The sequence below is a fragment of the Leifsonia sp. RAF41 genome, assembly GCF_052114085.1.
In the GTDB taxonomy this organism is placed as follows: Bacteria; Actinomycetota; Actinomycetes; order Actinomycetales; family Microbacteriaceae; genus Leifsonia.
This window is the reverse complement of record NZ_JBFREB010000001.1, coordinates 1273524-1289411: the sequence shown is the minus strand read 5'-3', so window position 1 is coordinate 1289411 and position 15888 is coordinate 1273524. Positions and strand designations below refer to the sequence as shown.

The window sequence follows — 15888 nt, the reverse complement described above, 5'->3', positions numbered from 1 at the left end:
CCATGAGCACGCTCTCGACACGCCCGGCGGCGGGCACCACGCCCGCCGCCGGCCCCGGCCGGCGCCACCGCGCGCCGATCGCGCAGCGCATCCTCGGCAAGAATCCGCTCGGCTGGCTGCTCGGAGCGCCGTACATCGTCTTCGTGCTGACGATCTTCGCGTTCCCGCTGTGCTTCGCGGTGTACATGTCGTTCTTCGACTACTTCTTCGCAGCGCCCGGCGCGACCGTCGACCGGCCGTTCGTCGGCCTGGACAACTACGTTCAGGCGCTCACGGACCCTGCTGTGCTGCAGTCGTTCGGCAACGTGGGGATCTTCCTGATCATCAACGTGCCGCTCACGGTCGTGCTGTCGCTGCTGCTCGCCTCCGGGCTCAACAGCATCACGCGCTTCCGCACCTTCCTGCGGACGAGCTACTACGTCCCATATGTGACGGCGAGCGTCGCGATCATCGGCGTGTGGCTCTTCCTGTTCGGGCAGAACGGGCTGGTCAACCACATCCTGGGGCCGCTCGCCCCGAGCCCCAGCTGGTTCTCGAATCCGGCCCTCGCCATGCCGACCATCGCGATCTACGTGACGTGGAAGGGTCTCGGGTTCTACATCCTGCTGTACCTGGCGGCGCTCCAGAATGTGCCGACCGAGCTGTACGAGTCGGCCGCGACCGACGGCGCGGGCAAGGTGCGCCAGTTCTTCTCGGTGACCGTGCCCGGGGTCCGCACCGCTACCGTCCTGGTGCTGCTGCTCGCCACGATCACCGGCGCGAACCTGTTCACGGAACCGTACCTGCTGACCGGCGGCGGCGGCCCGGACGGGCACTCCACCAGCCCCGTGCTGCTCATCTACCAACAGGGCATCCAGCAGGGCCACCCGGGTTACGCCTCCGCCATCGGCGTCATCCTCGTGATCGGCGTACTCATCATCGGCTGGCTCCAAAACCGCTTCGTAGGAGGGAGGGACTGATGACGCAGACAGCCCCACGCACCACCGCCGAGCAGTCGCCCCGCGGCAAGGGCCGACGCGACCTCGCAACACCGCGGCACCTGAGCCGCAGGCAGGCGATCGTGCAAGGGATCGTGCTGGCCATCGGCGCGGTCGCGTTCCTGTTCCCGTTCTATTACATGTTCGTCGGGTCCCTCCAGGCCTCGCCGGACACGACGGTCGCCGGCGCCTTTCCGAACCCCGCGAACCTGACCCTGAACAACTACGCCAACATCAACTCGCGCATCAACCTGCTCACCGGTCTCGTGAACTCCGGGATCTTCACCGGTGGCGTGCTGCTCGGGACGATCGTGTTCGGCGTGCTGGCCGGATACTCGCTCGCGATCCTGCAGTGGCGTGGCCGCGGTGCGACGTTCGCGCTGGCGCTGCTGGTGCAGACCATCCCGTTCCAGTTGCTGATGATCCCGCTGTACGTGCTCATCGCGCGCAACTACGGGCTCGCCGACAACTACCTCGGCATGATCCTCCCGTTCGCGATCAACTCGGCCGCGGTGCTCATCTTCCGGCAGTACTTCCTCCAGTTGCCCCGCGAGCTGTTCGACGCGGCGCGGATCGACGGCGCCGGCGAATTCACCCTGCTGTGGCGGATCGCCCTCCCTCTGGTCCGGCCGGCGCTCGTCACCGCGCTGCTCCTGACCTTCATCGGCCCGTGGAACGAGTTCCTCTGGCCGTTCCTGATCACGAAGGAGGCGAGCCTGCAGCCGCTGGCCGTCTCGCTGGCGAACTACATCTCGACCGTCTCCGGCTCCACCTCCAACCCGTACGGCGCCATCCTCGCCGGCGCGGTGGTGCTGGCGGCCCCGGTCGTTGTGCTGTTCATCGTCTTCCAGCGCTACTTCACCTCGAGCGACCTCGGTTCGTCCGTCAAGGGCTGACCAGACAAGGAACCATGAACGACCTGCACACCGCATCGGCGGAGCACGATGCTCTGCTGGCCAGCTATCGCGAGGCGCTGGCTCACACCAACGCGCTCACCGATCGGATCTCGACCGACCAGTTCTCTGCGCAGTATCCCGAGCGTCCCACGTGGGCGATCGGACCTTTTCACCGCGACGACGAGCTGACCTTCCGACTGGAGGGGCAGTGGGACGACCCGACCGGCATCGGATGGACGAGCGACTCCATCTTCAATCCGACGGTGATCGAGCGCGGCGACGAACTGCACCTGTTCTATCGCGCGTCGCCGCGCAAGGAGTCGACCGCCAGCCGCATCGGTCACGCCGTCCGCCAGCGCGGCGCCTGGCGCGACTCCCCGGCGAACCCGGTGATCTATCCCACGCTCGCGAACGAGACACTGGGGTGCGAGGACCCGAAGATCTACGCGCTCGACGACGGCTACGTGCTGTTCTACAACGCGATCTGGCGGCGTGACGACGGCTCGGTGGCGGTCGACATCATGTCCGCCGTCTCGGACGATCTCGAACACTGGAAGAAGCGTGGGCTGGTCGTCCCGTACGACGTCTCCGAGTATTGGGCCAAGGGCGCCGTCCTCCCCCGCGACGCGAAAGGCCGCGCCGTCCGCATCGGCGGCGACTACCTGATGTTCCTGTCGGAGGGATGCGGCGGCCGCCCCACGATCGGACGCTCCGCGGACGGGCTCGACTGGCGGTTCGAGACTCAGCCCTATCTCGACCTGACGCCGCTGGCCGGCTCCCTGTTCGAGGTCGCCTGCGCGGTCGTCGACGACGACCGCCTCGTGCTCGACTTCTTCTACGCCGACGAGCACGGCGACTTCGCCGCCGCCCAAGCGCTCTACCGGCTCGACGAGCCCTTCACCCAGCTGGAGCTCAACCGCGGCGGCTCACTCGCCTGGGGCGGACTGCAGAAGATCGGCGGCCGCTGGTCCTTCGCCCAAGGCTGGGACGCCCCGAAGGACGCCCGCGAACTGTACTTCTACCAGGAGGTGGACGCATGACCCTGTTCCCATATCGACTCGCCCGCGCAGGCGTCGTCATGACTCCCGCGGAGGGCGACCCTCTCGAGGCGGAGGGCGTGCTCAATCCGGCGTCCGGGCGCGGTCCCGACGGCGAACTGTACCTTCTCCCGCGACTGGTCGCCGAGGGCAACGTCTCCCGTGTCGGTCTCGCCCGCGTCGTGATCGAGGACGGCATCCCCGTCGCCGTCGAGCGCGAAGGCGTCGTGCTGGAGCCCGACCGGCCGTTCGAACGTGGACGCAGCAACGCCGGCGTCGAGGACCCGCGCATCACGTTCATCCCCGCGCTCGGGCTGCATGTCATGACCTACGTGGCCTACGGTCCGCTCGGGCCGCGCACGGCCGTCGCCGTCTCCGACGACCTGCGCGCGTGGCGGCGACTCGGTCCGGTCTCGTTCGAGTACGACGATGCGCTCGGGATCGACCTGGCGCTGTTCCTCAACAAGGACACCGTGTTCTTCCCGGAACCGGTCACCGCGCCCGACGGCACGCCGAGTCTGGCCGTGCTGCACCGGCCGGTGTGGGACCTCGGCGACATCCGGCCCGGCGAAGGGGAGCATCCACCCACCGGCGAGACGCGCCCCAGCATCTGGATCGCGTTCATCCCCCTCGACGCCGTGCAGCGCGATCTCTCCGAGCTGGCGCACTGGCGGCAGAACCGCTTCCTGGCCGGACCGGAATTCCCGTTCGAGGAGCTGAAGATCGGCGCTGGTCCCGCTCCTCGCCGCGTTCCGGAGGGCTGGCTGCTGCTCCATCACGGCGTCACCGGACGATTGGAGTCGGGTGTCGCGCAGCAGAAGAACGTGAACTACGCGGCCGGCGCGATGATCCTGGACGCCGACGAACCGTGGCGGGTGATCGACCGCACCACCGAGCCGTTGCTCTCCGCCGAGACCGAGGACGAACGAAGCGGCATCGTGCCGAACGTCGTGTTCCCGACCGCCATCGAGACGGTCGATGGCCGCGACTGGGTCTTCTACGGCATGGCGGACTCGAAGATCGGGGTGGCGCGACTGGAGCGGGCTGTGTCGAAATAGCAGGATCGCGTTCGTGTAGACGGTGAGAGCGCGCCGCGCTCGGAGAGGATCACCATCATGACCCAGTACCTGCTCAGCGTCTACCAGCCCGACGGCCCCATCCCGGAGCCTGCGGTGATGGCCCGGATCGACCGCGACGTGACGGCGGTGAATGTCGACATGCGGAACGCCGGCGTGTGGGTGTTCTCGGAAGGTCTGCTGCCTGCGTCCTCCGCGACGGTCTTGCGGCCACAGGACGGCGACGTGCTGATCACCGACGGGCCCTACGCGGAGGGCAAGGAACACCTCGGCGGCTTCACCATCGTCGACGTCCCCGACCTGGATGCGGCACTCGAGTGGGGCCGCCGGGTGGCGCTCGCAACCACGCTGCCCATCGAAGTACGGCCGTTCGCCGACTGAGGACAGGATGGACGTCGACGCGATTGGACGACCCCGAGATGGACGACCCCGCGATGGACGACTTCGGTATCGCGCCCACCTTCCGCGAGCAGTACGGCCGCGCCGTCTCCGTGCTGTACCGCGTCCTCGGCGATCTCGACCGTGCCGAGGACGCGGTGCAAGAGGCGTTCGTCGTCGCCGCCGAGCGCTGGCCGCGCGACGGCATCCCACCGGCCCCGGCCGGCTGGATCATCACCACCGCGCGCCGTCGTGCCATCGACCGGCTCCGGCGGGACGCGGTGGGCCGTGAGAAGGAGGCCGAAGCGGCGATCCTGAACCAGCTGACGGCCGCAGAAGCAGAGGAGCCCGACGAGATCGCGGACGACCGCCTCCGCCTGATCTTCACGTGCTGCCACCCGGCACTCGCGCCCGAGTCCCGGGTCGCCCTGACACTCCGTCTGCTCGGCGGACTCACCACGGCCGAGATCGCCCACGCGTTCCTGGTGCCCGAGCCGACGATGGCGCAGCGGATCTCCCGCGCGAAAGCCAAGATCCGCGATGCGCGCATCCCGTACCGCATCCCCTCGGCGTCCGACCTGCCCGGTCGTCTCCGCTCGGTGCTCGCGGTGCTGTACCTCGTGTTCAGCGAGGGCTACGCCGCCAGCGCCGGCGACCGGCTGATCCGGGAGGAGCTGTGCGACGAGGCGATCCGCCTCGCGCGCGTTCTCCGGTCGCTGCTCCCCGACGAGGAGGAGGTGCTCGGCCTTTTGGCGCTCCTGCTGCTGGTGGATGCGCGCCGCGCTGCCCGCGCCGACGCCACGGGGGCGCTCATCCCCCTTCCCGACCAGGACCGTTCGCTGTGGAACCCCGCCACCATCGCCGAGGGGCACACCCTGGTGCGCGACTGCCTGCTCCGCGGCCGGCCTGGTCCGTACCAACTGCAGGCGGCCATCCAGGCGGTGCACGACGACGCCAGGACGGCCGAGGCGACCGACTGGCCGCAGATCGTCACGCTGTACGACCAGCTGCTGCGGGTCGCCCCGACGCCGATCGTCGCGCTCAACCGCGCGGTGGCCGTCGCCGAGGTGGACGGGGCGGATGAGGCGCTCGCGGCGATCGAACCGCTGCGGCAGCCGCTGGCACGGTTCTACCTGCTGCACGGCATCCGTGCCGGGCTGCTCGCCCGGGCAGGACGGTCTGCGGAGGCATTCGATGAGTACAGCGTCGCCGCCTCGCTGTGCGCCGGCGACGCCGAGCGCCGGTTCCTGGAGCGCCGCCGCGACTCCCTGTCGGCCTGACCCCCTTCCATCCGCGCGGTGCCGGGCGCAGAGTGGACGGCATGGACATCGCGCTGCTCGGGCTCGGCCGCATGGGTCGTGAGCTCGTCACCCACCTGATCGACGCAGGCCACAACGTCTCGGCCTGGAACCGCTCGCCCGAGCCGACCGAGACCGTCGGCCGCCGCGGGGCCACGATCGCCTCCTCCCCGGCCGAGGCGGTGGAGGGAGCCGACGCCATTCTCACGGTGCTCTTCGGACCGGATGCGGTCCGCTCGATCGTGATCGAACAGGCGCTGCCGATCCCCCGCGGAGCTCTGTGGATCGATGTGACGACGGTCGCGCCCGCGGATGCCGACGAGTTCGCATCCCGGGCCGCGCCTGCGGGGATCCGCTACGTCCACTCCCCCGTCGTCGGCTCGCTCGCCCCCGCGCGGGCCGGGAGTCTCGCGGTGCTGATCGGCGGCGAGCACGACGCGGTGCGTCAGGCCCGCGGAATCGTGGGCCTGTGGGCGGACCCGGACAAGATCCGCACCTTCGACACCCCGGCCAAGGCCGCGGCCGCGAAGCTGGTCGCGAACCTGGCGCTCGCCATCTCGATGGAGGCGCTCAGCGAGTCCCTGCGCCTGGGCGAGGCAGGCGGCCTCACCCCCGATGAGGTGCTCGGCCTGCTGTCTCTGACGTCGATCGCACCGATCGCGGCGATGAAGGGCCCGGTTGTCTCCTCCGGCGACTTCGACGACACCCAGTTCTCCGCCGCCCTTCTCGCCAAGGACCTCCGCCTGATGCTCGCCACCGCCGACACTCCGCTCCCCGCCGCAGCCCTCGTCGCAGCCGAGCTGCAGCGCGCCATCGACGCCGGCCACGGCGAGAAGGACTTCTCCGTCATCGCCCGCGACCGCTGACCGCGCGCATCTATGTGACGCAACACGCCGTTATCCCGCACCGCTTAACGGCGTGTTGCGTCACATAGATGCCGCTGCCGCCGACAGCGTAAAAGAGGTGCGCCCCACGGTCGGGGCAAGCGCTCGCCATTTGCGGCGTCTCGGGGACGGCCGTCGAGATCAGAGTGCGTTGTGGCTCACCCGTAGGCTGAGGCGACGGCACGCAACATTTAGCGACCGTCGTTAGGAGGTCGCGATGGAAGAACGCGACTCCGGACGGGCATGGAGGGTACGGCTGTGGTTCTCTCGTGTGGCTGAGGTCCTGAGCGCAATCGCGGACAGCTTCCTAGGCAATTTTCGCCGATAAGGCGAGGAATGGTGCAGATTCGCTCTGCACCATTCCCCCGGGCTAGTCCTGCTCCCGTCGAAGAGCATCCTTCGCTGCCCAACGGTTCCCGAGAATTAGGAACACAACGCCTTCAAGAACAAGCAGCGCGGGCCACACCCACCAGGGCGCTACAGCGCGAAAGGCGATCGCCAGCGCCACCAGAACCAGCATTGACCCAAACGACGCGATGCGCCGGGGGCGCGTGGCGTTGATCGCTCGCCTCACGTCGAAGCCGAACACATCGCGCAGACTCACTTGCAGTAGCCTCCGGAGTAGCCGACGGTGCCGATGACTCCGGGCGCGATGAGCAACTGCGCGCAACGCTTCTCCGTGAAGTAGATGCGCTGTGCGTTGTAGATGATGGAACCGGCGTTCGCTGCACACAACGCGCCGCCGACGTAGCTCGTGTACCGAGCCACCCAGCCGCACACCGTCGCCATCCCGGTCAGTGTCGTTGCGGTCTTTGTCTCAGCCCGAGCGAGCTTCACGGAAGGCATCGGTCCGTACCACGCGAATTGCGGGTCAGCGACCACCGGGAACGCCGACACCGCCGACAAGTCCACCACCTGCGTCAGCGTCGTCCCACTGAGCTCGTAGCGCGTCGGGATCTGTGCACCTCTCGCATCCTTCGCCCACGGTGGGTTGATGACCGTCACCGGCTCGCCGTCCGCGTTCACAACGAAGAAGGCTTCACCGGCTGGCACGATCTGGCCGCCGTCCGGGATCGTCAACTCGTAGCCGTACCGCGTGGGTGCCGTCGGGTTAGCGATGACCGTGTTGATCTGCAAAGAGCCGTCGTTGGTCACAACAGGGACTGAGACGGAGCCGTTGTTGTTGTCGTAAGACACGACACCGCGCTTCTCCACGGACGCATCATCGGCCTCCTCCGAAAACGGGAGCAACACGGAGAACGCCCCTCCCTCGGTTTCGAGCGAGATGTCATCGGTTGGGTCGGTCGGGACCACGATGCGCACGTCCGACACAGTCGCGTCGATTGCATTTTCGCCGGTGGTACGAGTGACAACCTGCGCGGCATCGTTGGCCGTCTCCGGCGTTGCCTCTACTACTGCCGCCAGCGGGCTTTCTGTACCGGTATCGGCAACGGCCGGCGCTGCGACGAGCAATCCCAACACAATCATCGAAGACGCCACGACGGCGCATCCCGTCCGTATCTTCGCTGTCGACTTCCTTGCAAGAGGTTTCCGCATGGAATGCCCTTCCGTTCTTCGTCGAACGCGCGAACCCTTGATCCTCACCCGCAAGCGGAAAGATCGGCCGTCCGCGACCGTAACGGAGATCGCCCCCGTCACCTGGTTAGACGAGGGAGTCTCCGTATCGTGATGCGACCGACGAGAAATCGCTGCTCGACCTGCTGTCGCTGACGTCGATCGCACCGATCGCGTCGATCGCTTCGATGAAGGGCCCGGTCGTCATCGCCCGCGACCGCTGACCGCGAGCATCGATGTGACGCAACACGCCGTTATCCGCACCCCATAACGGCGTGTTGCGTCACATAGACGATGCCGGTCTGAAACCAGCGGTTCAGCTTTTGGCCCCTGTTCGCGCGCTGGGGACGGAGTGGTGCCGCTCGATAGGCTGACGCAATGCCCTCTCCCGAGACACCGACTCTGATCCTCGTCATGTACATCTCGGCATGGCTGCTCTTCACCCTTATCGGCCTCCTCATCCTCTGGGCCATCATTCGAGGTGCAGTGCTCTCAGCGCTGCGAAAGCACGAGCGCGAGACCCGCCAGCTAGAGTCGACACGGACAGGCCGGATCCCGACGAACCCGTAAGCGTCGGATACTCTCACGGTGTTTTGCGAGTCACGACTCGAACGGAGAACACGGGTGGGGATCCCAGACACCGGCGACCAGGGTCCGCAGTCGGACACGGCCACGATGTGGCTCGTCGGCGAGGTGCGTGACTTGCTGGACGTGGGCGCGGTGGGACTCTACGAGTTTCTCTGGCTCCTTCGCGGTTCGAACTTCAGGCTTTCAGAACGCCAGATGAAGTTGCGATCGAGCGAAAGCCTGCGTCTAGTGCTACTTGAGAATGCGAACGAGCTCTGCTGGCTGATATGGCCAAGTCAAACGGTGGTCACTGGACCCCGGCGGGTCGTGGCTGAGGAAGCCGATTGGGCAGAGCCGCGAAACGGTCTTCCTTACGTCGCTCTCGTTCGCGGTAATGCCCGTGCAGGGAAACCGCTCGGCTAAAGCGAAGAAGCCCCCGTTCCCTGTGTTTCCAAGGAATCGGGGGCTTCTCGCACCTCGCGGTGTGTGGTGCGCCCCCAGGGACTTGAACCCTGAACCCATTGATTAAGAGTCAATTGCTCTGCCGATTGAGCTAGAGGCGCATCCGGTTCAGTTACCCGAACCGAGGCTCAACACTAGCATCCGATCGGCGTCGGTTGCCAATCGAGGGCCGCTCGGTTCAGGTGCGGTCTTTTCGGGGCATCACGATCTCTTTGATGACCAGGATGATGCCGGCCGAGATGGGAATCGCGACCAGTGCGCCGGGCAGCCCGAACAGAGTCGAACCGGCCAGCGCGGAGATCAGGACCACCGATCCGGGCACCTGCACCGCTTTGCCCATCACCCGCGGGGTGAGGATGTACGCCTCCACTTGCATGTAGACGAGCATCAGCAGCAGCACCACGACGCCGCTGACCGGCGAGTGGATGAACGCGAGCACCGACATGACCGCTGTGGTCAGCACGGTCCCGATCAGCGGGATCAGGGTGATGAAGAAGGCCGCCAATGCGATCAGGAACGCGCCGGGCACCCCGGTGGCGAGCAACAGGATCAGGCTGTAGACGGAGTTGCAGAACGCGAGCACAACCATCCCGCTGAGGTACTTGCCGAAGTTCTGCAGGATGCGCTCCGCGTAGCTCTCGAAGCTGGCGCGATGGGAGCGGCGCACGAGACGGTACGCGGCCTCCTTGGTCGAGTCATACGACGCGATGAAGTAGATGGTCAGGATGGCGATGAAGAAGCCGGTCGTCACCGCGTTGAGCACCGACAGCCCGAAGCCGACCAGACCGTTGCCGATCGTCGCCCAGGTCTTCGGGTTCTGCGCCTCCTGGGAGATCCAGCCGACCACCTGTCCGAGCACGCCGTTGGACGTTTCGTTCGCGGAGTCGAACCAGCCCTGGGCCCGCAGGGCGGCCACCTCTTTCGGGATCGCCGTGGCGAGGAACGAGATCTGGTTCACGATCAGGGGCACGACGACCCAGATGATCGCGACGAGCAGCGCGACGACGAGCAGGATGACGGTGACGATCGCCCAGGCCCGCTTCATCCCCCGGCGCTGGAACCAGCGGATGAGCGGGTCGAGCCCCACCGTCGCGAACATCGCGAGGAAGACGGTGAAGATGATCGAGCGGAGTCCGTACACCATGAATCCGGTGGCGACGGCACCGATCGCACCGAGGGTGATGATGTAGCCGAAGAGGAGCGGACGGCGGCTGGCGAAGGGTTCCTGACCGTGAGATGGTGCGGCCGGGTGGGAGGCGCTGACCGGTCTCCGGATGTATCGCATGGTGCCTCCGCTTCCGCCTGCCCGGGCTAGGGCGAGCGTATTGGCAGCGGCCCGCTTGCAACAAGGGCCGATGGACGGCATCGGCGGGCGTCGCCGGCCCGAGCACCCCCTGCACGCTCCGCGACGAAGGTATCTTTCCCGCTCGAAGAGGAACAGACTGAGCCCACACCGGTGCCCCAACCGAGGAGCTGGCTGGCTCGACCGAGGAGCACATCATGGGCACTCTCACCTACGATTCCATCGTCATCGAGTTCGAGGATCGGCTTCTCGCTCACCTTCAGATCGTGATCGTCAACAAGCTCCGAAGACGCGAGTCGTTCGCCATGTCCTGGCGGGATGCGCCGGAGGTGGGCGACGGCCGCAGCACCATCTGGCTCGACCCGAGCATCCCGGTCTATTTCAAGTTCGACGGCTCTCGCGTGCCCGCCATCAACCGGGAATGGGTGGACCAACTGGCCGAATCGGCCGCCAGTTCACACGGCCTCGTCGTGACCGCCGAAGAGGGCGAACTCATGCAGCGTCCCGCGCGTCTGGGTTCGGCGGCCGAACCTTTCACCGTAGGAGTCGGCATTCCCGCGCGCTGAACGGAAGGCGACCTCAGAAGGGGTCGTCGAAGGCGGGGCGACCGTCGGCGGCGGTCCTCCCGGTCTCTTCGTCGAAGCGCTCGGCCGCAGGCTTTCGCGGCGCCAACTGAGCGGTCAACTCGTCGAGGCGCCTCACCATGTCCGGATCCTCCAGCTCGCTGCCCACGAGTTCGATGGGCTCGCTGACCATCTGGCTGGCCGGCCCGAGGAGTACCTCGATCTGGTCCACATCCCCCTGCGTGGTCCGCCCCAGCACGAACACCGTGTCCGCGATGTCGTGCCGGGCGAGCGCCCGAGCGTACTCGAGCAGTGCCTCGGCCAGCGCATCGCCGGTGTAGAAAGCGGTCCCCGCGTACGTGATCTTTCGCATGCCTCCAGACCTACCCTCCGCTGGACGGGCTGCCAAGCCCGCCCGCTAGGCTCGACGCCGTGACCGATACCGCTGCGTCGCTTCCCTTGGCGGCCGACCTCCAACTCGCCCTGCGTCTCGCCGACTGCGCCGACCAGATCTCCGTGAGCCGGTTCCGCGACCGGGACCTCCACGTCGAGACGAAGCCGGACCGCTCACCGGTGACCGAGGCCGACCTCGCCGTCGAGCGCGCCATCCGCGAGGCCCTCGCGGACGAGCGCCCCGCCGACGGCATCCTCGGCGAGGAGTACGGGACGGAGGGCGACACCGCCCGGCAATGGATCATCGACCCCATCGACGGCACCGCGAACTACCTTCGGGGTGTCCCGGTCTGGGGCACCCTGATCGCGCTGGCGCTCGACGGCGTGCCGCGCGTCGGTGTGGTCAGCTCACCCGCCCTCGGACGCCGCTGGTGGGCAGTCACCGGAGGTGGGGCCTGGACGACGGATGCGCCCGGCGGCGAGCCGCGCCCGCTCCGTGTCTCGGGGGTCTCCGACCTCGAGCACGCCTCGCTCAGTTTCCAGAGCATCGCCCAGTGGGACGAGGCCGGCTACCTCGACCGGCTCATCGCCCTCTCCCGGCGCGTCTGGCGCGATCGCGCGTACGGCGACATGTGGTCCTACATGCTCCTCGCCGAAGGGCTCCTGGATGCCGTGGGCGAGTTCGGCGTGAAGACGTACGACCTGGCCGCGCTCATCCCCATCGTCGAGGAGGCCGGTGGCACGTTCACCTCGGTGGATGGCACCCCGGGCCCAGGGAACGGGTCGTCTCTCGCGTCGAACGGCGCCATCCACTCGGCCCTGCTGGAAGCGCTCGCCTGAACCGCGCCGCTGGTCCTCCCGTGCGGGCACCTCTGCCCCTAGGCTGAATCGGGTGAGCGCACCGACACCCTCGACGACGGCGGAGCCGCTGGTCCACATCGCGAACTTCCGTATGGACTTCGGCCGCACCACGGTGATCCGCGACCTGTCCTTCGACATCGAGCGCGGCGAGACCTTCGGCTTCCTCGGCAGCAACGGCTCCGGGAAGACGACCACCATCCGGGCGCTGCTCGGCATCTACCAGCCGACGGCCGGCGTACTTCACATCGACGGCCGGGCGTTCAGCCCGGAAGCCGGTGAGCGGCTCGGCTACCTGCCAGAGGAGCGCGGACTCTACAAGAAGGAGTCGGTGATCGATGTCATGGTCTACTTCGGCCGGTTGAAGGGGCTCGGCGCCGAGCAGGCCAGACGGTGGTCGCGCGAATACCTCGAACGCGTGGGGATCGGCGACAAAGAGAAGGTCCGCCTGGACAAGCTTTCCGGTGGCCAGCAGCAGAAGGTGCAGCTGGGTGTCACGATCATGAACCAACCGGAGCTGCTGATCCTCGACGAGCCGACCAAGGGTTTCGACCCGGTCAACCGGCGCCTGCTGATGGACATCATCGACGACCAGAAGCGGGCGGGCTCCACCGTGATGATGGTGACGCACCAGATGGAGGAGGTCGAACGCCTCTGCGACCGCGTCATCCTGCTGAAGGACGGCATGGCACGCGCCTACGGAACGGTCGAGCAGGTGCAGGAGCAGTTCGGCGGCACGATCGTGCACGTCGACCACGAGGGCCCGATCCCCTCCTCCCCCGCGTACCGGCTGCTCTCCGACGCGGCCGGGCATGCGCAGCTGGAGCTCGCCGACGGCGCCGACTCAGCCACTGTCCTGCGTGAGCTGATGGATGCGGGCGTCCGCGTGTCGCGCTTCGCCCCCACCCGCAAATCCCTCGACGACATCTTCGTCGAGGTCTACGGCGCCGAGAGCCAGGAGGACTGACCGTGGCCCGTCACAACCTCAGCACCGTCATCGGTTTCGAGTTCCGCCGCACCATCACGAAGCGCCGGTTCTGGGCGGTGACGCTGATCCTCCCGATCCTGGTCTTCGGCCTGGGCGGCCTCATCATCGCATCCAACGTGTCCACCTCGAACACCGCCGACCAGCAGAAGAATGCGCGGTTCGAGTTCCTGTACTCGGACGCCTCGAAGCTCGTGGATCCGGCCATCGCCAAGCAGTACGGCGGCACCGAGATCAGCTCGGACGCGGAGGGTGTCGAGGAAGTGCAGATCGGCGGCACGGCGGCCTACTTCGCGTACCCGGCGGATCCCGCGAAGCAGACGATCCGCGTGTACGGCGAGGACGCCGGGGTGTTCCAGAACAACAAGTACTCCGCAGTGGCGGAGTCGCTGCTGTCGACCAGCGTCGAGAAGTCGCTCGACGACCCGGTCACGGTCTCCGTGCTCCGCGGCGACGTGAAGACGAACACGACGACGTTCGCGAACGGAAAGGTCGCGCCCGGCTTCGAGGCGATCCTGCCCGCCCTGCTCTTCCTGGCGGCGTTCTTCATCGTCATCGTGTTCCTCGGCAACCAGATGCTGAACTCGACGCTGGAAGAGAAGGAGAACCGCGTCACGGAGATGATCCTGACGACGATCAACCCGACCAACCTGCTGCTCGGCAAGGTGATCTCGCTGTTCGCCATCGGGATCATCCAGCTCGCTGTCTTCGCGCTGCCCATGGTCATCGGGTACCTGTTCTTCCGTGATCAGCTGCAGATCCCGAGCCTCGATCTGACGGGGCTCGTCTTCGACCCGCAGAAGATGATCGTCGGCACTCTCATCCTGATCGGCGGCTTCGCTCTGTTCACCGGCACCCTGGTGGCGGTCGGCGCGGTCATGCCGACGGCGAAGGACGCGGCCCCCGTGTTCTCCATCGTCATCTTCGCCGTCGTCATCCCGCTCTACGCCTCCGGTTTCGCGATCAGTTCACCGCAGTCACCGATCGTGCAGCTGCTGGCGTACTTCCCGTACACGGCGCCGATCACGGCGCTGATCCTGAACGCGTTCGGCTCACTCCCTCTCTGGCAGGCGATCATTATCATCGTCGAGCTGTTCGTGCTGGCCTACGTGGTGCTGAGGATCGCCGTGCGGCTGTTCCGCTACGGCTCCATCGAGTACACCAACAAGGTGAAGGTGCGGGATGTGCTCAGCCGCCGCTCCGACCGCAGCGAGCCCCCGCAGCGAGTGGGCCGCTCCTGATGCGCGTTGTCCTCGTATCGCAGCCGGGAGACGCGGACGTCCTCGAGCTCGGCAACCGTCCGGATCCGGTGCCGGCCGAGCACGACGTCCGCATCCGGGTCGCGGCCGCCGGGCTGAACGGAGCCGACCTCAGCCAGCGGCGGGGGTTCTACCCGCCGCCGGCCGGGGCCCCCGAGTGGCCGGGGCTCGAAGTCTCGGGCACGATCGACGCGGTCGGGACGGCAGTGAACGGGTGGCGGCCCGGCGACCGCGTCTGCGCGTTGCTCCCCGGTGGCGGCTACGCCGAGCTGGTGACCGTCGACGCCGGGCTCGTCCTCCCGATCCCTGAGACCGTGGACCTGGTCGAGGCCGCCGGCCTCCCCGAGGTAGCCGCGACCGTGTGGTCGAACGTCTTCGACCTCGGCAGGCTCACCGCCGGCGAGGCGCTGCTGGTCCACGGCGGCTCCAGTGGCATCGGCACGATGGCCATCCAGCTCGGACGAGCACTCGGAGCGAATGTCATCGCTACGGCGGGCAGCGACGATAAAGCGTCCTTCTGCCGCGAGGTCGGCGCGCACGCCGCGGTGAACTACCGGGAGCAGGACTTCGTGGAGGCTGTCCGCGCCTTCACCGACGGCCGCGGTGCCGACGTGGTCCTCGATATCGTCGGCGGCGCGTACATCGCGCGCGACCTGGAAGCCCTGGCGACCGGCGGCCGCATCCTGTCGATCGCCGTCCGCGACCGCGAACCGGCCACCGTCGACATGGGTCTGCTGATGCGCAAGCGGGCATCCCTCTACGGCACGACCCTGCGGGCGCGTCCGCTCGCCGAGCGGGTCGGGATCATCGCCGCGGTGCGCGAGCACGTCTGGCCGCTGTTGGCTGAGGGCCGCGTCCGCCCGGTCATCGACTCGGTGTTCCCGCTGGAGGACGCATCCGCCGCGCACCGCCGGATGGAGTCGTCGGCGCACCGCGGGAAGATCCTGTTGCGCGTCGGCTGACCGCATCCACCACCCCCGCTGCGGCGGCACCCAGCGCGTACGCGAGGAGGTCCGTCCACTGGAACGTCGTGCCGAGGACGAGCGCGGCAACCGGAAGCGTCTGCGCGAGCCGGGCGGGGATGCCGCTCAGCTGGAACACCTCGATCACGGCGCACGCGGTGAACGCGAGCACGGAGACCGTGCGTTCCGGCGCCTGCGGCGAGATGGCGGCAACGACGACGTACAGCAGCGCGGCGTACAGCGCGTCGCCCACGAAGGTCCAGCCCGCGCCGGCCGTCAGCCGGGCCAGCGTCAGGCCGCTCACCACGAGTGCGACGGCGACGACGGCGAGGAGGATGCGACGGCGGGTCATTCTGCGACGCTACGGCCACCCAGGTCACCCGCGCGTCCGTCCTGCGACGCAGAGTCGTCCGTC

Annotated in this window: 19 protein-coding genes and 1 tRNA gene; 13 read left to right on the top strand and 7 right to left on the bottom strand. The window is 67.6% G+C overall.

Annotated features, from left to right (window positions below):
* Positions 1 to 2 precede the first annotated feature (2 nt).
* The 7 genes from AB4Y74_RS06190 to AB4Y74_RS06160 are packed head-to-tail and all read left to right on the top strand — an operon-like array spanning position 3 to position 6528.
* Positions 3 to 959, top strand: coding sequence for a carbohydrate ABC transporter permease (locus AB4Y74_RS06190; protein WP_441798238.1), 957 nt, complete (start codon positions 3 to 5; stop codon positions 957 to 959).
* Positions 959 to 1873 carry a carbohydrate ABC transporter permease gene (locus tag AB4Y74_RS06185; RefSeq protein ID WP_441798237.1) on the top strand — a complete coding sequence of 305 codons (915 nt, stop codon included), beginning with the start codon at positions 959 to 961 and terminating at the stop codon, positions 1871 to 1873. The genes AB4Y74_RS06190 and AB4Y74_RS06185 overlap by 1 nt, the downstream gene beginning before the upstream one ends.
* Positions 1874 to 1887: 14 nt before the next feature.
* A complete protein-coding gene (locus AB4Y74_RS06180) occupies positions 1888 to 2913 on the top strand; it encodes a hypothetical protein (protein ID WP_441798236.1) in 1026 nt (341 codons plus the stop codon).
* Positions 2910 to 3968, top strand: coding sequence for a glycoside hydrolase family 130 protein (locus AB4Y74_RS06175; protein WP_441798235.1), 1059 nt, complete (start codon positions 2910 to 2912; stop codon positions 3966 to 3968). Before AB4Y74_RS06180 ends, AB4Y74_RS06175 begins: the two co-directional genes overlap by 4 nt.
* Positions 3969 to 4025: 57 nt before the next feature.
* Positions 4026 to 4367, top strand: coding sequence for a YciI family protein (locus AB4Y74_RS06170; RefSeq protein ID WP_441798234.1), 342 nt, complete (start codon positions 4026 to 4028; stop codon positions 4365 to 4367).
* 38 nt (positions 4368 to 4405) lie between these two features.
* Positions 4406 to 5644, top strand: a complete 1239-nt coding sequence (locus AB4Y74_RS06165) for an RNA polymerase sigma factor (protein WP_441798233.1) — start codon at positions 4406 to 4408, stop codon at positions 5642 to 5644.
* Entirely contained in the window at positions 5584 to 6528 is a 945-nt protein-coding gene (locus AB4Y74_RS06160) for an NAD(P)-dependent oxidoreductase (protein ID WP_441798232.1), read from the top strand. Before AB4Y74_RS06165 ends, AB4Y74_RS06160 begins: the two co-directional genes overlap by 61 nt.
* A 388-nt stretch (positions 6529 to 6916) precedes the next feature.
* Here AB4Y74_RS06160 and AB4Y74_RS06155 read toward each other — a convergent pair whose 3' ends face one another.
* The 3 genes from AB4Y74_RS06155 to AB4Y74_RS06145 form a co-directional block, all read right to left on the bottom strand.
* Positions 6917 to 7150 (bottom strand): hypothetical protein, encoded by a 234-nt coding sequence (locus tag AB4Y74_RS06155; RefSeq protein WP_441798231.1) that lies wholly within the window; start codon positions 7148 to 7150, stop codon positions 6917 to 6919.
* A complete protein-coding gene (locus AB4Y74_RS06150; RefSeq protein ID WP_441798230.1) occupies positions 7147 to 8103 on the bottom strand; it encodes a hypothetical protein in 957 nt (318 codons plus the stop codon). The genes AB4Y74_RS06155 and AB4Y74_RS06150 overlap by 4 nt, the downstream gene beginning before the upstream one ends.
* Positions 8104 to 8209: 106 nt before the next feature.
* On the bottom strand, positions 8210 to 8371 hold the full coding sequence (locus AB4Y74_RS06145) for a hypothetical protein (RefSeq protein WP_441798229.1): 162 nt from the start codon (positions 8369 to 8371) through the stop codon (positions 8210 to 8212).
* A 128-nt stretch (positions 8372 to 8499) separates the two neighbouring features.
* Between AB4Y74_RS06145 and AB4Y74_RS06140 the strand changes: the two genes are divergently transcribed.
* Complete coding sequence (locus tag AB4Y74_RS06140; RefSeq protein ID WP_441798228.1) at positions 8500 to 8691, top strand: hypothetical protein; 192 nt, start codon at positions 8500 to 8502, stop codon at positions 8689 to 8691.
* Between the two features lie 484 nt (positions 8692 to 9175).
* Here the strand turns inward: AB4Y74_RS06140 and AB4Y74_RS06135 are convergent.
* Both AB4Y74_RS06135 and AB4Y74_RS06130 read right to left on the bottom strand, forming a co-directional pair.
* Positions 9176 to 9251: transfer RNA gene (locus tag AB4Y74_RS06135), tRNA-Lys, on the bottom strand.
* Positions 9252 to 9328: 77 nt separating this feature from the next.
* On the bottom strand, positions 9329 to 10435 hold the full coding sequence (locus AB4Y74_RS06130) for an AI-2E family transporter (protein WP_441798227.1): 1107 nt from the start codon (positions 10433 to 10435) through the stop codon (positions 9329 to 9331).
* Positions 10436 to 10650: 215 nt separating this feature from the next.
* Here AB4Y74_RS06130 and AB4Y74_RS06125 point away from each other — a divergent pair, with 215 nt between their 5' ends.
* The gene (locus tag AB4Y74_RS06125) at positions 10651 to 11019 is read left to right on the top strand and encodes a DUF7882 family protein (RefSeq protein WP_441798226.1); all 369 of its coding nucleotides are present in this window, start codon (positions 10651 to 10653) and stop codon (positions 11017 to 11019) included.
* Between the two features lie 13 nt (positions 11020 to 11032).
* Here the strand turns inward: AB4Y74_RS06125 and AB4Y74_RS06120 are convergent, their stop codons facing one another.
* The gene (locus tag AB4Y74_RS06120; protein WP_441798225.1) at positions 11033 to 11389 is read right to left on the bottom strand and encodes a hypothetical protein; all 357 of its coding nucleotides are present in this window, start codon (positions 11387 to 11389) and stop codon (positions 11033 to 11035) included.
* Positions 11390 to 11448: 59 nt separating this feature from the next.
* On the opposite strand from AB4Y74_RS06120, the gene AB4Y74_RS06115 reads away from it, so the two are divergent.
* From AB4Y74_RS06115 to AB4Y74_RS06100, 4 genes are read left to right on the top strand one after another with little or no spacing between them, the layout of a single operon-like run.
* Positions 11449 to 12249 carry an inositol monophosphatase family protein gene (locus AB4Y74_RS06115; RefSeq protein ID WP_441798224.1) on the top strand — a complete coding sequence of 267 codons (801 nt, stop codon included), beginning with the start codon at positions 11449 to 11451 and terminating at the stop codon, positions 12247 to 12249.
* Between the two features lie 52 nt (positions 12250 to 12301).
* Positions 12302 to 13234 (top strand): ABC transporter ATP-binding protein, encoded by a 933-nt coding sequence (locus tag AB4Y74_RS06110; RefSeq protein WP_441798223.1) that lies wholly within the window; start codon positions 12302 to 12304, stop codon positions 13232 to 13234.
* 2 nt (positions 13235 to 13236) lie between these two features.
* Positions 13237 to 14493, top strand: coding sequence for an ABC transporter permease (locus tag AB4Y74_RS06105; protein WP_441798222.1), 1257 nt, complete (start codon positions 13237 to 13239; stop codon positions 14491 to 14493).
* Complete coding sequence (locus tag AB4Y74_RS06100) at positions 14493 to 15473, top strand: NAD(P)H-quinone oxidoreductase (protein WP_441798221.1); 981 nt, start codon at positions 14493 to 14495, stop codon at positions 15471 to 15473. The genes AB4Y74_RS06105 and AB4Y74_RS06100 overlap by 1 nt, the downstream gene beginning before the upstream one ends.
* Here the strand turns inward: AB4Y74_RS06100 and AB4Y74_RS06095 are convergent.
* Entirely contained in the window at positions 15376 to 15825 is a 450-nt protein-coding gene (locus tag AB4Y74_RS06095) for a DUF2809 domain-containing protein (protein WP_441798220.1), read from the bottom strand. The genes AB4Y74_RS06100 and AB4Y74_RS06095 overlap by 98 nt on opposite strands.
* Positions 15826 to 15888: the final 63 nt, after the last annotated feature.